Here is a 16,646-nt window from a genome sequence, read left to right as displayed (position 1 = left end):
GTTCAGCCACGGCCGTACTGCTCCTCTGCCTTCCAGAAGTACACGAAACCCCCGGCCCCGAAGAGCACCGCCCAGCCCAGCGCCAACGCCCAGACGTGCGGGGGCAGGGCCTCGGGCATGCCGTCGATCAGCGCGTACCGCATCAGATCCATGTAGACCGCCGCCGGGTTCGCCAGCAGGACGTCGGAGACCCAGGAGTGCGCGCCCGCCTTCTGGAGCATGTGCTCCAGCGGGTACATCACGCCGGAGGCGTACATCCACGTGCGCAGGATGAACGGCAGCAACTGCGCCAGGTCCGGAGTCTTGGCGCCCATCCGGGCCATGATCAGGGCCAGACCGGTGTTGAAGACGAACTGGAGCGCCAGGGCCGGGATGACCAGGAGCCATGCGAAGCCCGGGTAGTGCCCGAAGCCCAGCAGGACGATGACCAGCACGATCATCGAGAACAGCAGCTGCTGGAGCTGCTGGAGCGAGAAGGAGATCGGGAGCGAGGCCCGCGGGAAGTGCAGGGCCCGCACCAGACCCAGGTTCCCGGAGATCGCCCGCACCCCGGCCATGGCGGAGTTCTGCGAGAAGGTGAAGACGAACACACCCGTCACCAGGAACGGGATGTACTGCTCGTTCTTCATGCCGCCCCTGCCGCCCAGCAGCAGGCCGAAGATGAAGAAGTACACCGCCGCGTTCAGCAGCGGCGTCGCGACCTGCCACAGCTGGCCCAGCTTGGCCTGGCTGTACTGCGCGGTCAGCTTGGCCTGGGAGAAGGCCAGGATGAAGTGGCGCCGACCCCACATCTGGCGGATGTACTCGCCGAGGCCCACCCGGGCTCCGCTGACCGACAGCCCGTACTTCTTCGCCAGCTCGGCCGGGGACAGGCCGTCGTCAGGTGATGGCGGGGCGCTCACGGCGACCGCACTGTCGTGCGTAGTCTCGCTCACAGTTGACACTTTCGTCTTCAGGGTGCGCTGAGCGGGGCCGCGCCCCGGTCGCGCTCGATGCGTATCTGATACGAGCTTGTCAGATGACAGGAGGCCGGCCCAGTCGGGTCAGGCGCCATACCGTACGCCACTTCATGGGCCGCCGTGGACCGCAAGGGGTCTTCCAGCCTTCGCGGAACCCTCCCAACCAGGCACGAAGCGCGGTTCCGGAGGGTCGCCTGGCCAGTGTGAGCAGCAGCCAGACGCCCAGATACACGGGTACGAGCAGGGCCGGAAGGTTTCGCCGGGCCAGCCAGACCCGGTTGCGCGCCACCATGCGGTGGTAGACCGCGTGCCGGCTGGGCGCGGTGGTCGGGTGGTACAGGACCATGTCCGACCGGTAGTCGATCATCCACCCGGCGTCCAGCGCACGCCAGGCCAGGTCGGTCTCCTCATGGGCGTAGAAGAAGTCGTCCGGCAACCCTCCGACCTGCTCGAACACCGCCGTGCGGACCGCGTTGGCGCCGCCGAGGAAGGTGGTGACACGCGAGGAGCGCATCGGGTCGGCGGCGCGCAGCCGGGGTACGTGGCGGCGCTGGGTGACGCCCGTGTCGGGGTCGGCGATGCGGAAGGAGATGATGCCCAGCTCCGGGTCGGCGGCGAACGCCTCCCGGCACAGCTCGGCCGTGTCGGTCTCCGGAAGCAGCCCGTCGTCGTCCAGGAACAGCAGGACGTCGACGTCGCGGCCGCCCGGTCCGAACGCCTCGATGCCGACGTTGCGCCCCGCCGGGATGCCCACGTTCTCGGGCAGCTCGACGGTCCGTACGGCCTCGGGCAGCGCCGGAAGGGGCGAGCCGTTGCCGACGACGACCACCTCGATCGGGTCGCCGTCCTGCTTGGCGACCGAGTCGAGCAGGGCGCGCAGCTCCTCGGGGCGGTTGCCCATCGTGAGGACAACCGCTCCGACCTTCATCGTGCCGCCCGTCACTTGAGCCTGCTCGACGCGAGGATGGACACGAGGTGAAGCAGGGTTTGCAGAAGGGCGATACCGGCCAGTACGGCAACGCCCAACCGGGTGAAGAACAGATCGCCGCGCACCTGGTCCACGACCGCCAGCACGAGGATGAGCAGCGACGCCTCGATCCCGAGGATCAGCCGGTGGAACTGGAGCGCCGCGGCCGCCTTGCGGGCCAGCGCCATCCCGGACGAGCGCGGCTCGGAGGCCGCCTCCTTGACCGGGGGCAGACCGCCCTGGTGCCGGGCGACCCCGACGAGGTCGGTCTCGGCCTTGATCAGGATCGCGCCGAGCGCGGCCAGCGTCCCGAGGAACGCCCACAGCCAGTCGATCCGCCCCGAGCCCCACAGGTCGGCGGCGCGCAGGCCGAAGCCGACGAGCACCGCGGCGTCGCACAGGTACGCGCCGACGCGGTCCAGATACACACCGCCCAGCGAGAACTGCTTCTTCCAGCGGGCTATCTCACCGTCGACGCAGTCCAGCAGCAGGTAGAGCTGGACCATCAGCACCCCGAGCACGGCGCCCGCGATCCCCGGCACCAGCAGGGCCGGGGCGGCGAGGACGCCGAAGACGGTCATCAGATAGGTCAGCTGATTGGGCGTGACCCGCGTGTTCACCAGGTACCGGTCGCACCGCAGCGAGATCTCCCGCATGTACAGGCGCCCGGCCCAGTGCTCACCGCTCCGCCGGTCCTTCACCCCCGCGGGGTGAACGACCGGGCGGAGTTCAGCCACTGATGGCTTGACTGACTGCTTTGGCATAGTCGGCGTATGCGTCCCTGATCGCGTCGGATGAGAGGTCGAGGTGTTCGAGGATCGTGTAGCGCCCGGGGCGGGTCTTCGGCGCGTACTCCACGACCTGGACGAACTCGTCCACGGTGAAGCCGATCTCCTCCGGCGTCACCGGAAGACCGTGCCGGTGCAGCACCTCGGCCATGAACGCCGACTGCTCGTGCTCCCCGCGCAGATACATCGCGAACGCCCCGCCAAGGCCGCACTGCTCGCCGTGGCTCGCCGCGCGCTTGGGGAACATGAGGTCGAAGGCGTGGTTGATCTCGTGGCAGGCGCCGGACGCCGGACGGGAGTCGCCCGCGACCGACATCGAGATGCCGGTGAGGACCAGGCCCTCGGCCAGCACCTGGAGGAAGCTGTCGTCGCCGACGCCGCCGGGGTGGCGCAGCACGGCCTCGCCCGCCTGGCGTGCCATGGCGGCGGCGAGTCCGTCGATCTGCTCGCCCGTCTCGCGGGCGGACAGCTCCCAGTCCCGCACCGCGGAGATGTTGGAGAGCGCGTCGCCGATGCCGGAGCGGACGAACCGGACCGGGGCCTCGCGGATCACATCGAGGTCGATGACCACGGCGATCGGGTTCGGCACGCCGTACGAGCCGCGGCCCGCGTCGTTGTCGAGGGTCGCGACCGGTGAGCACAGACCGTCGTGCGAGAGGTTCGTGGCGACGGCCACCAGCGGGAGGCCGATGCGCGCCGCGGCGAACTTCGCACAGTCGATGATCTTGCCGCCGCCGAGCCCCACGACCGCGTCGTAGTGCCCGGACTTCATCCGGTCGGCGAGCTTGATCGCGTCATCGATGGTGCCGCCGCCCACCTCGTACCAGCTCGCGCCGGGCAGCGCCGGGGCCAGCCGCTCGCGCAGCAGGGCCCCGGAGCCGCCGCTGATCGCGACGGCGAGCTTGCCGGAGGACGAGATCCGCTGGTCGGCCAGGACGTCCGCCAGGTCGTCCAGGGCGCCCGCGCGGATGTCGACGACGAGCGGCGAGGGGATGAGCCTCGTCAGTACTGGCACGCGATCTCACGGCCCTTCGCCAGATCGTCGTGGTTGTCGATCTCGACCCACTTGATGTCGCCGATGGGCTCCACGTCGACCTTGAAGCCGCGGTTGACCAGCTCCTGGTAGCCGTCCTCGTAGTAGAGGTCGGGGTCGCGCTCGAAGGTGGTCTTCAGCGCGTCGGCGAGATCGGCGGCGGCCTCGCCCTCGATGAGGGTGACGCCGATGTACTCACCGGTGGCCTCGGCCGGGTCCATCAGCTTGGTGATCTTCTGGACGCCCTTGGACGGGTCGCTGACGACCTTCATCTCCTCGTCGGCGAGCTGCTTCACCGTGTCGAGGGCGAGGATGATCTTCTGGCCGTTGCCGCGCGCGGCGAGCAGGGTCTTCTCGACGGAGACCGGGTGCACGGTGTCGCCGTTGGCGAGGATCACGCTGTGCTTGATCGCGTCACGGGCGCACCACAGGGAGTAGGCGTTGTTCCACTCCTCGGCCTTGTCGTTGTCGATCAGGGTGAGCTTGAGGCCGTATTTCTGCTCCAGGGCCTCCTTGCGCTCGTACACCGCTTCCTTGCGGTAGCCGACCACGATCGCGACCTCGGTCAGGCCGACCTCCGCGAAGTTGCCGAGGGTCAGGTCGAGGACGGTGGTCTCACCGTCGACCGGCACCAGGGCCTTGGGGAGGGTGTCGGTGTAGGGGCGCAGACGCCGTCCGGCGCCGGCCGCCAGCACGAGGCCGATCATGCGGGTTCTCCTGTTTCGTCGTGGACAGCGGGTGCTCCGGAGGACACCCAGAAGCGGATGCTCTCGATGAGCACCGTCAGCGCGATGACCACGGCGAGCGCGGTCAGCGCGATGGTGAAACCTTGGTTCGGGCCGCCCTGGCTCCGGCCGTGCAGCAGCGCGGCGATGGCCGTGACCACCAGGATCCGCCCCTCGTGCCCGCCGATCGCCCGCACCAGCCAGTGCGGGGGCGCCCCGGTGCCGCCGCGGATGCGGTACACCGTGTCGTAGTGATGGTAGGCGACGGCCGCCACCAGCCCGAAAGCAGCGGGCAACGCTCCGTTCACCTGCGAGCGGGCGGCGAGGATGAGGAAGGTCCCGTATTCGGCGGCCCGGAACAGGGGCGGCACCAGCCAGTCGAGCGGGCCCTTGAGGGGGGCGGCGACGGCGTAGCCCGCGAAGACGGCGTAGAGCGCGGCGCCCGCGACGGCGAGCCAGGACCCGGCGGGCAGCGCGGCGGCACCGGCGACGAGCAGCGCGGCGCCGAGGGCGGCCGCGACCGGGGACAGATGGCCGTGGGGCTTACGGGCCGCGGCCTTGGCGATCAGCTCGGCGAGCGGGCCGGAGTCCGCGAGGTCGGCCAGCGCCCGCGCGGCCCGGTCGGTGCGCTTCGCCTTGCGGGTGAGCGAGCGCAGCACGCGCCCGGCGGTGGTGTAGCAGGCGGCCAGCGCGCAGCCGATGAGCAGGGCGTAGAAGGTGACGCGGGGCGTGGTCAGCGCGGTCAGCACGGCGATCATCGCCCAGCGCTCGCCGATCGGCAGCACGATCATGCGCCGCACCCAGACCGTCCAGCCGACGCTGTTGAGGCGGTCGGAGAGGGCGGCGGTGGGGCTGGAGTTGCCGGTGGCGTCGTGGTTGGCCTCGGTGAAGGAGAAGTCCACGACGTGGCGGCAGGTCTGGAGCACCATCGCGCCGAGCGCCAGCGCCCATACGTCGTCCCCGCCGCCCGCGTTGGCCGCGCCGAGGGCGAGGCCCGCGTAGTACGCGTACTCCTTGGCGCGGTCGAACGTCGCGTCCAGCCAGGCGCCGAGGGTGGAGTACTGGAGCGAGTAGCGGGCCAGCTGGCCGTCGGTGCAGTCCAGCACGAACGAGGCGATCAGCAGCACCCCGGCCGCGACGAACCCGGGCCGGGTGCCGGTCGCGGCGCAGCCCGCCGCGATGAGGGCGGTGAGGAGGGAGGCGGTGGTGACCTGATTGGGGGTCAGTCCGCGGCGGGCGCACCAGCGGGCGATGTAGCGGGAGTAGGGGCTGATGCAGAAGGTCGTGAAGAAGCCGTCGCGCGCCTTCACGGCCGTGCGCAGCCGCACCTTCTCGTCGTCCACGGCGGCGGTCTCCGCCAGCGCCGCCGCCCGCCGCTCCGCGTCCACGGGCACGGTGGCGACGAGCACGCCCAGCTCGGGCCGGTGCGGGGCGGCGCCTTCGGCGTCGAGGGCGGCGGCGACATCGTCCACGAGGCAGTCGGTACGGGGGGCCGCGTCCGCGACCGCCGTGCCCCCGGCGCGCGGCGCGCCGTCCGCGTCCTCGGCGGGGGCCGCCGAGACGCCCGGGGTACCCGCCTCGGCGGACGCCAGCGCGCGGGTCAGGGCGGCGCGGGCCTCCGGCTGGGCCGTCAGCGCACCGGGCACGGCGGCCGCGGGGAAGCGCGGGTCGGTCAGCGCCAGGCGCAGGGCGTGGCCGTGGCCGACGAAACGGGGGTCGACGAGGGCCACCCGCTCACGCGGCGGGACGGCGGCCAGCTCCGTCGCCACCCCGGCCGCGTCGGCCGCCGTGCGCACGTCGAAACCCAGCGACCGCAGGTCGTCCTGGAGAGACGAGCCGGCGACCGGGGCACCGGTGAGAATCGCGGTCGACAGACGAACTCACTCCTTGGCAGCTGACATGGTGGCCGCGCCGCTCTGGCACAGGCCATAAAGCCCTGGGGACATCCCCTCGGAACAGCGGGCAGCGTGCGTCCCGGTCCCGGGTGGGGCGGGCGGCATGTCGGCAGAGGCTATCGGATCGATGGGAGCGACCGTTCACCGCACATTCACCACGCGATCGGGTGAACGACCGCTTCCGCGCGCCGCCGATCATCATGGTGGATGGCGTGTCTCCTCGACAAACGGGCGCCGCGCTGACCTGTGGATAGGGTGCCGTCATGACGTGGCTGATCACAGGTGGTGCCGGATATATCGGGTCGCATGTCGTGCGGGCGATGGCCCGGGCGGGCGAGCGGGTGGCCGTGCTCGACGACATCTCCAGCGGAATCCCCGGGCGGCTGCCCGAGGACGTTCCGCTCGTGCGCGGCTCCACACTGGACCGTGAGCTGCTGGACCGTACGTTCGCCGAGCACGGCATCACGGGTGTGGTGCATCTCGCGGCGAAGAAGCAGGTCGGGGAGTCGGTCGAGCAGCCGCTGCGGTACTACCGGGAGAACGTGCACGGCCTCATCGTGCTGCTGGAGGCCGTGACCGCCGCCGGGATCGGCAGCTTCCTCTTCTCCTCCTCCGCCGCCGTCTACGGCATGCCGGATGTGGAACTGGTCACCGAGGACACCCCGTGCGTGCCGATGAATCCGTACGGAGAGACCAAGCTCACCGGAGAATGGCTGGTCAGGGCCGTAGGAGCGGCGCATTCGATGTCGACGGCCTGTCTGCGCTACTTCAATGTGGCGGGTGCCACGCGGCCCGAGCTGTCCGACACCGGGGTTTCCAACATCATCCCCATGATGTTCGAGCGGATCACACATGGGGAGGCTCCGAGGATCTTCGGTGACGACTATCCGACCCCGGACGGCACCTGCGTCCGCGACTACATCCATGTCGAGGATCTGGCCTCCGCCCACCTCGCCGTGGCCCGCCGGCTGGCCGCCCGGCCGGGCGCGGGTGATCTGACCGTGAACATCGGCACCGGTCAGGGCGTCTCGGTGCGCGAGATGGCCGACCTGATCGCCGAGGTCACCGGCCGCCGTGAGCCCGCCCCCGTGGTCGAGCCCCGCCGCCCGGGCGACCCGGCCCGGGTCGTCGGCTCGACGGACCTGATCGCCGGGGAACTGGGCTGGAGCGCCCGGCACGATGTGCGCGCGATGGTGGAGTCGGCCTGGGAGGGCTGGTGCCTGAACCACCCCGAGGCGCGCGGCTGAAGCCCGGCCCCAGCACGGCTCGACCGGACGGCGGTATCCCTGCCCGTGGCGTGGCCTAGGGGGTGTCTTGTCGGTCAGGCCGGATCAGCGAGCGGCGTCCGGGGGCACCTCCCAGCGGTAGCTGGGGGAAGCTCGCAACCCGCGTGAGGAGAGCGCAGCGGGCACCTCCCAGCGGTAGCTGGGGGAGGCGCGGAGCGCGACGAGCGCGGGGCCGCGAGATGCCGTGCCAGGCGTCGGGAGCCCGGCATGATCGGCAAGACACCCCCTGGGCGTAGTTCACTGGGACAGGGGCCGCCCCTGGCAGGAGGGCCGTACGGACATGGGCGCAGGTCATGACCACCGCACCGCGGGCACCGCGCATCGGTGGCGGCTGCGGCTCGCGCTCCTGATCACCCTCACCGTGATGGCCGTGGAGATCGTCGGCGGGCTGCTCGCCGATTCGCTCGCGCTGCTGGCGGACGCGGGGCACATGGCGACCGACGCGCTCGGGCTCGCCATGTCGCTGCTGGCGATCCATTTCGCGGGGCGCCCGCCCAGCCCCCGGCGTACGTATGGATACGCGCGCGCCGAGATCCTTGCGGCGCTGGCGAACTGTCTGCTGCTGTTCGGGGTCGGCGGCTACATCCTCTACGAGGCGGTGCTGCGCTTCCTCCACCCCGCCGCGACCGAGGGCCGTCTGGTGATCGCCTTCGGGGCGGTCGGGCTGGCCGCGAACCTGGTGTCGCTGGCCCTCCTGCGGGGCGGGCAGCGGGAGAGCCTGAATGTGCGGGGCGCGTTCCTGGAGGTGCTGGCGGACGCCCTGGGGTCGGTCGCGGTGCTGGTGTCGGCCGGGATCATCCTGGCCACGGGGTGGCAGGCGGCCGATCCGATCGCCTCGCTCGCGATCGCGCTCATGATCGTGCCGCGTACATACACCCTGCTCCGGGAGACGCTGAACGTCCTCCTGGAGGCGGCACCGCGCAGCGTCGACACGGCCGCGGTGCGCGCCCACATCCTCGCGCTGCCCGGCGTGGAGGGGCTGCACGACCTCCACGTGTGGACCATCACCTCCGGAATGCCGGTGCTCTCCGCGCATGTGGTGGTCGGCCGACCGGTGCTCGACGCGGTCGGTCATGAGCGGCTGCTGCACGACCTCCAGGGATGTTTGGGGGAGCATTTCGACGTCGCACACTGCACGTTTCAGCTGGAACCGGGTGGACATGCTGATCACGAAGCCCGGCTGTGCCAGTGACACGTGCATGGGTGCGGCAGACTTGAGGGCCAACGTCAGAACTATGAGGACGGTCATGCCGATCACACCCGCAAGCGGTCCCTCCGCCGACACCGCCGCCGCGTCCCCCGCGCCGAACGGATCGACGGAATCGATCATGCTTGAACTGGTCGATGAGGACGGCGTCACGATCGGCACCGCGGAGAAGCTCTCCGCGCACCGGGCACCCGGGCAGCTGCACCGGGCGTTCTCCGTCTTCCTCTTCGACGAGCAGGGGCGGCTGCTGCTCCAGCGCCGCGCGCTCGGCAAGTACCACTCCCCCGGCGTCTGGTCGAACACCTGCTGCGGCCACCCGTACCCCGGTGAGCCGCCGTTCGTGGCCGCGGCCCGCCGCACCGGTGAGGAGCTGGGCATCGCGCCCGCGCTGCTCGGCGAGGCGGGCACGGTCCGCTACAACCACCCGGACCCGGCCTCGGGCCTGGTCGAGCAGGAGTACAACCACCTGTTCGTCGGGCTGCTGAAGGAGACGCCGCGGCCCGACCCGGAGGAGATCGGCGAGACCGCCTTCGTCACGCCGGACGAACTGACGAAGCTGCACGCGGAGGGCCCGTTCTCGGTCTGGTTCATGACCGTGCTGGACGCGGCCCGGCCGGCGATCCGGGAGCTGACCGGGGCGGCCGCAGGCTGGTGAGCGGCCCGCCGGGGGCGGGGTCCGGCGCGGCGGGGCCCGGCACGACGGGGCCCGTGGCGGCCGGGGTCAGCGGCAGGGTCGCCCAGACAGCCTTGCCGCCGCTCGCCGTGTGATCGACGTCGTACCTCCCGCCGGACTCCTCCGCGATCGCCCGCACCAGCAGCAGTCCGCGGCCGCCGGTCCGCCCCTGATCCGCCTCCAGCTCCAGGGGCCTGGGCCGGTACGGATGGTCGTCCTCGACGGCGACCCGCACCCAGCCCCGGCGGATCGACACCTCGACGGCGATCTGCGGGGACAGCACCGCCGCGTGCCGCACCGCGTTGGTGACCAGCTCGGAGACGATCAGCAGCAGATTCGGCACCAGATCGCCCTGCCCTGAAACCCCCTGATGGGCCAGCAGATCCCGCACCGCGTGCCGCGCCTGCGGTACGGAGGACTCCAGGGCCGGGGCGGTGAACCGCCACACCCCCTCGCCGACCGCCGGTCCGCGCGGCGGGGCGTGCCCCGGTTCGGAGGGGACTCTCCCGACGATCTCCATGCCCGACACACCCACCCATCGCCACGGCTCGACCTCTCGGATCGAGTGTGGGAACGGTCAGGTACGGACCGGCGGAGAGTACACAACTTGACGCCTATCGACCGCTTTTGTTCGTTGGCGTATGCCAGGGTCACTCGCTCGACTGTTCCTGCCCGTCTGAATGACGCCCCCTGGTGCCTATGGCTCGACCTGCCCGCCGCGGTGGCCCCGGCGGGAAGGTCGTCACGGCCCGGATACGATCCGCCGCATGGAGCCCTGCCTGCGGCACGACGTCACGGACGGCATAGCGACCGTCGTCATCCGCAATCCCACCAAGCGCAACGCGCTGACCCCGGCCATGTGGAGCGCGCTGCCCCCGCTGCTCGACCGGTTCGCCGCCGACCCCGCCGTACGGGCGCTGGTGCTCACCGGCCACGGGGACACCTTCTGCGCGGGCGCCGACATCGGCTCGCTGAGCGCGACGTACGAGGAGACGACCGGCCTCGCGCTGCCCGCCGAGGAGGCCCTGGCGGCCTTCCCCAAGCCGACGCTCGCCGCGGTGCGCGGCTACTGCGTGGGCGGCGGCTGCCAGCTCGCGGCCGCCTGCGATCTGCGGTTCGCTGAGGAGGGCGCGCTCTTCGGGATCACCCCGGCCAAGCTCGGCATCGTCTACGCCCCCGGCTCCACCCGGCGGTTGGTCGGGCTGATCGGACCGGCGACCGCCAAGTACCTGCTGTTCTCCGGCGAGTTGATCGACACCGAGCGGGCGCTGCGCACCGGCCTGGTCGACGAGGTGCTGCCGGTCGGCGAGCTGGACAAGCGGATCGCGGAGTTCACGAGGGTGCTGGTGTCCCGGTCGCAGCTCACCCAGGCGGCGGCCAAGGAGTTCGCGGCCGGGCCCGCCGAGGAGGAGCGGGTCGCGTACTGGCGGGAGCAGGCGCGGATCAGCGGGGAGGCCGGGGAGGGGATCGCCGCCTTCCTGGGGCGCCGGGCGCCGCGCTTCGGCTGGACCCCACCGGGCCCCTGACCGCCCCCGCGGGCCCGGCTTTCGGACTCGGCTGTCAGCTTTTCCTACCAGCCGGTAGCGTGCGGGCCATGACCACTCTTCCCGAGCGCGCCGCACGGCGCTGCCACTCCGTCGTCAATCCGCTGCACTCCTCCGTCTACTTCGCCCCGGACTACGCCAACGAGCTGGCCGCACTGGGCCTTGAGGAGCGCGGCGCCGTCTACTTCGTGGGCCGTGCGGCGGCGTTCGGCCGGGTGGGTCCGGGGACCGTCACCGCGACCTTCTACAACTTCAAGCACGAGCTGGTCGCCCGCCACATCCCGCGCGCCTGGGACGTGGTCTCCCCCGAGGACGCCCTGGCGGCCCGGCTGCGGGCCGCCGACTCCGTACTGCGGCGGCTGCTGGGGGACGACGCGCTGGCCTCGAAGGAGATGGCCGAGGCGGCCGAGCTGGCGCTGCGCGCCACCGAGGCGTGTTCCCGCTCCGCGCGCCCCCTGTACGCCGCCCACGCCGACCTGCCCGTACCCGAGGCCCCGCACCTGGCGCTGTGGCACGCCGCCACCCTGCTGCGCGAGCACCGCGGCGACGCCCATCTGCTGACCCTCGTCGCCGCCGGGCTCGACGGGGTGGAGGCCATCGTCAGCCATGCGGCGACCGGCAAGGGCATGTCCCCGAAGTGGCTCCTGGCCACCCGTGGCTGGACGGCCGAGGAGCTGGCCGCCGGACAGGACCGGCTGCGGACGCGCGGACTGCTGGACGAGGCGGGCGAGCTGACCCCGGCCGGTGCCGAGCTGCGCGAGTCCCTGGAGGACGAGACGGACCGTCTGGACGCCGCGCCGTACGAGCACCTGGGCGCGGCGGGCGTGGCCCGGCTGACGGAGCTGGCCGGGGCGTTCACGAGCCGGGCCATGGAGGCGGGCGCCTTCCCGGCGGACCTGCGGGGCAAGGGCTGACCCACTCCTCTGAGGTCGGGGGCGGGCCCCCTCGGATCGGGGCGGGTTTGCGGGGAGCAGGGCGGGATACCCGCTTGATGAGTGATCGGCCGCCCTTTTCACCGGGCGCCCAACCGCGCGCCGCGCACGCCGGCGAGTGCCCGTGCTCCGCGTACGTGCGGCGCCCGGCGGCGGCTGCCGTCCCGCTCCCGACCCGAGGGGAGGACTGAAGTGCTGAGAGCCATCGCGGATGTGCTCCGCGCCATCGGTTCCGCGATCGCCACGGTGGTGACCCTTCCGTTCCGCGCCGTGGCCCGGCTGTTCGGCGGGGCCGCCGACACCGCGGGCGGCGCGCGCCGCCGCAGGCACGTCTGAGGCCCGTACGCGCCCACTGTTGTGGTGCGACACCCGCCGAACACGTCGTCCGTGACCGCTTCGTCAGTGCCACCTGCCACAATGCAGTTGCAGTGCAGACCGAAAGCGGAGCGTGATCGTGACGACGTCCATCGAAGGCAGGATCGCCGAAGAACTCGGCGTACGGGAACGGCAGGTCAAGGCCGCCGTCGAGCTGCTCGACGGCGGCTCTACCGTGCCGTTCATCGCGCGCTACCGCAAGGAAGCGACGGAGATGCTCGACGATGCGCAGCTGCGCTCCCTGGAGGAGCGGCTGCGCTATCTGCGGGAGCTGGAGGAGCGGCGCACCGCGATCCTCGAATCGGTCCGGTCGCAGGGGAAGCTGGACGAGGCGCTGGAGGCGCAGATCCTCGCCGCCGACTCCAAGGCCCGTCTTGAGGACATCTACCTCCCGTTCAAGCCGAAGCGCCGCACCAAGGCGCAGATCGCCCGCGAGGCCGGTCTCGAACCGCTCGCCGAGGGGCTGCTCGGCGACCCGACCGTGGAGCCCACGGCGGCGGCCGCCGCGTTCGTGGACGCCGAGAAGGGCGTCGCGGACCCCGCGGCCGCGCTGGAGGGCGCGCGGGCGATCCTCACCGAGCGGTTCGGGGAGGACGCCGACCTCATCGGTGAGCTGCGCGAGCGCATGTGGGAGCGCGGCCGGGTCGCCACCAAGGTGCGGGACGGCAAGGAGGAGGCGGGCGCCAAGTTCGCCGACTACTTCGACTTCGCCGAGCCCTTCACCGACCTGCCCTCGCACCGGGTGCTGGCGATGTTCCGCGGCGAGAAGGAAGAGGTCCTGGACCTCACCCTGGAGCCCGAGGAGCCGTCGGAGGACCCCGGCCCCACCTCGTACGAGCGGTCCATCGCGCACCGCTTCGGCATCGCCGACCGCGGCCGCCCCGGCGACAAGTGGCTCGCCGACACCGTGCGGTGGGCGTGGCGCACCCGCGTCCTGGTCCACCTCGGCATCGATCTGCGGCTGCGGCTGCGGCAGGCCGCCGAGGACGAGGCCGTGCGCGTCTTCGCCGCCAACCTGCGCGATCTGCTGCTCGCCGCCCCCGCCGGGACGCGCGCCACGATGGGTCTCGACCCCGGCTTCCGTACGGGCGTGAAGGTGGCCGTCGTCGATGCGACCGGCAAGGTGGCCGCGACCGACACGATCTATCCGCACGTCCCGCGGAACCAGTGGGACCAGTCGCTGGACCGGCTCGCCAAGCTGGCCCGTGAGCACGACGTCGACCTGATCGCCATCGGCAACGGCACGGCGTCCCGGGAGACCGACAAGCTCGCGGGTGAGCTGTGCGGAAAGCACCCGGAGCTGAAGCTGACCAAGGTGATGGTCTCCGAGGCGGGCGCCTCCGTGTACTCCGCCTCCGCCTTCGCCTCCCAGGAGCTGCCCGACCTCGACGTCTCGCTGCGCGGCGCGGTGTCGATCGCGCGACGGCTCCAGGACCCGCTGGCCGAGTTGGTCAAAATCGATCCGAAGTCGATCGGGGTCGGTCAGTACCAGCACGATCTGTCCGAGGTAAAGCTGTCGCGGTCGCTGGACGCGGTCGTCGAGGACTGTGTGAACGGCGTCGGGGTCGACGTCAACACGGCCTCCGCGCCGCTTCTCAGCCGGGTGTCGGGTATCGGTGCCGGGCTCGCGGAGAACATCGTCGCCCACCGCGACACCAATGGGCCCTTCCGCAGCCGCAAGGCCCTCAAGGACGTGGCCCGGCTCGGGCCCAAGGCGTACGAGCAGTGCGCGGGCTTCCTCCGTATCCGCGGCGGTGACGACCCGCTGGACGCGTCCAGCGTGCACCCCGAGGCGTACCCGGTGGTGCGCCGTATGGTCACCTCGACCGGTGGCGATGTGGCCACGCTCATCGGCAACGCCTCTGCGCTGCGGTCGCTGCGGCCCGATGACTTCGTGGACGACGCCTTCGGTCTGCCGACCGTCACCGACATCCTGAAGGAGCTGGAGAAGCCGGGCCGTGACCCGCGCCCCGCCTTCAAGACGGCGACCTTCAAGGAGGGCGTCGAGAAGATCGGCGACCTGGCGTCCGGGATGGTCCTGGAGGGTGTCGTCACGAACGTGGCCGCGTTCGGGGCCTTCGTGGATGTCGGTGTGCATCAGGATGGGCTGGTGCACGTCTCCGCGATGTCCAAGACGTTCGTCAAGGATCCGCGGGATGTGGTGAAGCCGGGGGACATCGTGCGGGTGAAGGTCCTCGATGTGGACATTCCGCGGAAGCGGATCTCGTTGACGCTGCGGTTGGACGACGAGGCCGCCGGGGCCGGTGGGGGCGGCGGTCGTTCCGACCGCTCCGAGCGTTCCGACCGCTCTGAGCAGGGGGGTGGCGGACGCCGTTCCGCCCCGAAGCAGCGCCAGGGCGGCGGCGGGCGTGGCTCGCGCGGCGGCGGCCAGCGTGGCGGGGGCGGGCGCGATGCGGCTCCGGCCAATGGGGCGATGGCGGATGCGTTGCGGCGGGCGGGGTTGGTGGATCCCAAGCGGCGCTAGCGGTTCGGGGGGCGGGGTGGTTTTTCCCCACCCCGCCCCTTCCCGATTCGGGGGCTCCGGTCCGGAACGCGGGACGGGCACCCGCGTCGTCGGATGGCTGGGGGCTAGGGCTCGGTGATGTGGCCCTCTGATACGTGGAGGCGGCGGGTGGTGTGGACTGCTTCCAGCATGCGGCGGTCGTGGGTGACCAGGAGCAGCGTGCCCTGGTAGGACGCGAGGGCGGATTCCAGTTGCTCGATCGCCGGCAGGTCCAGGTGGTTGGTGGGCTCGTCCAGGACCAGCAGGTTCACGCCCCGGGCCTGGAGCAGGGCCAGGGCCGCGCGCGTCCGCTCGCCCGGGGACAGCGTGGACGCCGGGCGCAGCACATGCGCGGCCTTGAGGCCGAACTTCGCCAGCAGCGTCCGTACGTCCGCGGGCGCCATCTCCGGCGCCGCCGCACCGAAGGCGTCCAGCAGCGACTCGCCGCCGAAGAACAGCGCGCGGGCCTGGTCGACCTCGCCCACCACCACCCCCGGGCCGAGTGACGCATGGCCCTCGTCCAGCGGGAGGCGGCCGAGGAGGGCGGCCAGCAGGGTGGATTTGCCCGAGCCGTTCGCGCCGGTCACCGCGATCCGGTCGGCCCAGTCGACCTGCAAGTCGACGGGGCCGAAGTGGAAGTCGCCGCGCCGCACCTCCGCACCGCGCAGGGTCGCCACGACCGCGCCCGAGCGCGGGGCCGCGGCGATCTCCATCCGCAGTTCCCACTCCTTGCGCGGCTCCTCGATGACCTCAAGACGCTCGATCAGCCGGTCGGTCTGGCGCGCCTTGGCGGCCTGCTTCTCGGTGGACTCGACGCGGGCGTTACGGGCGATCTTGTCGCCGTCGGTGGCCTTGCGGCGGGCGTTCTTGACGCCCTTCTCCATCCAGGCGCGCTGGGTCCGGGCCCGGGCCTCCAGGCCGGCGCGGGTGTCCGCGTACTCCTCGTAGCGTTCGCGGGCGTGACGGCGGGCGGTCTCCCGCTCCTCCAGGTAGGCGGTGTAGCCGCCGCCGAACAGGTTCACCTGCTGCTGGGCCAGGTCGAGTTCGAGGACCTTGTCGACGGTACGGGCCAGGAACTCGCGGTCGTGGCTGACGAGCACCGTGCCCGCGCGCAGTCCCCTGACGAACGTCTCCAGGCGCTGGAGCCCGTCGAGGTCGAGGTCGTTCGTCGGCTCGTCGAGCAGGAAGACGTCGTACCGGCTGAGCAGCAGCGAGGCGAGACCGGCGCGGGCGGCCTGGCCGCCGGAGAGGGCGGTCATGGGGCGGTCGAGCGAGATGTCGAGCCCGAGGGAGGCGGCGACCTCGTCGGCGCGTTCATCGAGGTCGGCGGCGCCGAGGGTGAGCCAGCGCTCCAGCGCGACGGCGTACGCGTCGTCCGCACCGGGCGCGCCGTCCGCGAGCGCCTGGGTGGTGGCGTCGAGGTCGGTCTGGGCGGCGGCCACGCCGGTGCGGCGCGCCAGGAACGCCCGTACGGTCTCCCCCGCCCGCCGCTCGGGCTCCTGCGGAAGGTGCCCCACGGTGGCGTGCGGCGGGCTGATCCGGATGGCCCCCTGCTCGGGGTCGGTGAGCCCGGCGAGCATCCGCAGCAGGGTCGACTTCCCCGCTCCGTTCACCCCGACGAGGCCGATGACCTCGCCCGGGGCGACGACGAGGTCGAGCCCGGAGAAGAGGGGGCGGTCACCGTGTCCGGCGGCCAGGTCCTTGGCGACGAGAGTGGCAGTCATCAGACGGCCGATCCTAACGGCCGCCGCGACCCGTG

The 16,646-nt window shown here is 71.8% G+C and carries 15 protein-coding genes; 7 read left to right on the top strand and 8 right to left on the bottom strand.

Annotation, left to right across the window (positions count from 1 at the left end; translation table 11 throughout):
* Positions 1–2: 2 nt before the first annotated feature.
* The 6 genes from ACH4TL_RS07820 to ACH4TL_RS07795 form a co-directional block, all read right to left on the bottom strand.
* Positions 3–935 carry an ABC transporter permease gene (locus ACH4TL_RS07820; protein ID WP_398310292.1) on the bottom strand — a complete coding sequence of 311 codons (933 nt, stop codon included), beginning with the start codon at positions 933–935 and terminating at the stop codon, positions 3–5.
* Positions 936–1,014: 79 nt separating this feature from the next.
* Positions 1,015–1,887: a glycosyltransferase family 2 protein gene (locus ACH4TL_RS07815; protein WP_398311568.1), complete on the bottom strand. Its 873-nt coding sequence runs from the start codon at positions 1,885–1,887 to the stop codon at positions 1,015–1,017.
* Positions 1,888–1,898: 11 nt separating this feature from the next.
* Positions 1,899–2,690, bottom strand: coding sequence for a CDP-alcohol phosphatidyltransferase family protein (locus ACH4TL_RS07810; protein ID WP_398310295.1), 792 nt, complete (start codon positions 2,688–2,690; stop codon positions 1,899–1,901).
* Entirely contained in the window at positions 2,656–3,729 is a 1,074-nt protein-coding gene (locus ACH4TL_RS07805; RefSeq protein WP_398310298.1) for an iron-containing alcohol dehydrogenase family protein, read from the bottom strand. The genes ACH4TL_RS07810 and ACH4TL_RS07805 overlap by 35 nt, the downstream gene beginning before the upstream one ends.
* Positions 3,717–4,454, bottom strand: a complete 738-nt coding sequence (locus ACH4TL_RS07800) for a sugar phosphate nucleotidyltransferase (RefSeq protein ID WP_398310301.1) — start codon at positions 4,452–4,454, stop codon at positions 3,717–3,719. The genes ACH4TL_RS07805 and ACH4TL_RS07800 overlap by 13 nt, the downstream gene beginning before the upstream one ends.
* Positions 4,451–6,346, bottom strand: a complete 1,896-nt coding sequence (locus ACH4TL_RS07795; protein ID WP_398311571.1) for a DUF5941 domain-containing protein — start codon at positions 6,344–6,346, stop codon at positions 4,451–4,453. Before ACH4TL_RS07795 ends, ACH4TL_RS07800 begins: the two co-directional genes overlap by 4 nt.
* Positions 6,347–6,630: 284 nt before the next feature.
* Here ACH4TL_RS07795 and galE point away from each other — a divergent pair, with 284 nt between their 5' ends.
* The 3 genes from galE to idi all read left to right on the top strand — a co-directional run bounded on the left by galE (position 6,631) and on the right by idi (position 9,515).
* Positions 6,631–7,614 (top strand): UDP-glucose 4-epimerase GalE, encoded by a 984-nt coding sequence (gene galE, locus ACH4TL_RS07790; RefSeq protein ID WP_398310304.1) that lies wholly within the window; start codon positions 6,631–6,633, stop codon positions 7,612–7,614.
* A gap of 319 nt (positions 7,615–7,933) precedes the next feature.
* Positions 7,934–8,845: a cation diffusion facilitator family transporter gene (locus ACH4TL_RS07785; RefSeq protein ID WP_398310307.1), complete on the top strand. Its 912-nt coding sequence runs from the start codon at positions 7,934–7,936 to the stop codon at positions 8,843–8,845.
* A 55-nt stretch (positions 8,846–8,900) separates the two neighbouring features.
* Entirely contained in the window at positions 8,901–9,515 is a 615-nt protein-coding gene (gene idi / locus ACH4TL_RS07780) for an isopentenyl-diphosphate Delta-isomerase (RefSeq protein WP_398310310.1), read from the top strand.
* Here idi and ACH4TL_RS07775 read toward each other — a convergent pair.
* Entirely contained in the window at positions 9,448–10,053 is a 606-nt protein-coding gene (locus ACH4TL_RS07775) for an ATP-binding protein (RefSeq protein WP_398310313.1), read from the bottom strand. The two genes, idi and ACH4TL_RS07775, sit on opposite strands and share 68 nt — an antisense overlap.
* A gap of 247 nt (positions 10,054–10,300) precedes the next feature.
* On the opposite strand from ACH4TL_RS07775, the gene ACH4TL_RS07770 reads away from it, so the two are divergent.
* The 4 genes from ACH4TL_RS07770 (at position 10,301) to ACH4TL_RS07755 (ending at position 14,869) form a co-directional block, all read left to right on the top strand.
* Entirely contained in the window at positions 10,301–11,059 is a 759-nt protein-coding gene (locus ACH4TL_RS07770; RefSeq protein WP_398310316.1) for an enoyl-CoA hydratase/isomerase family protein, read from the top strand.
* Positions 11,060–11,127: 68 nt separating this feature from the next.
* Entirely contained in the window at positions 11,128–11,991 is an 864-nt protein-coding gene (locus ACH4TL_RS07765; RefSeq protein ID WP_398310319.1) for a hypothetical protein, read from the top strand.
* 210 nt (positions 11,992–12,201) lie between these two features.
* A complete protein-coding gene (locus ACH4TL_RS07760) occupies positions 12,202–12,345 on the top strand; it encodes an LPFR motif small protein (protein WP_398310322.1) in 144 nt (47 codons plus the stop codon).
* A 118-nt stretch (positions 12,346–12,463) separates the two neighbouring features.
* Positions 12,464–14,869: a Tex family protein gene (locus tag ACH4TL_RS07755; RefSeq protein WP_398310325.1), complete on the top strand. Its 2,406-nt coding sequence runs from the start codon at positions 12,464–12,466 to the stop codon at positions 14,867–14,869.
* 104 nt (positions 14,870–14,973) lie between these two features.
* On the opposite strand, the gene ACH4TL_RS07750 is transcribed toward ACH4TL_RS07755, so the two are convergent.
* Positions 14,974–16,611 (bottom strand): ABC-F family ATP-binding cassette domain-containing protein, encoded by a 1,638-nt coding sequence (locus ACH4TL_RS07750; RefSeq protein ID WP_398310328.1) that lies wholly within the window; start codon positions 16,609–16,611, stop codon positions 14,974–14,976.
* Positions 16,612–16,646: the final 35 nt, after the last annotated feature.

It is taken from the genome of Streptomyces sp. NPDC021115 (assembly GCF_044333065.1).
Lineage (GTDB): Bacteria > Actinomycetota > Actinomycetes > Streptomycetales > Streptomycetaceae > Streptomyces.
Note: the sequence above shows the minus strand (reverse complement) of the source record. Positions and strands in the feature narration are given on the sequence as shown.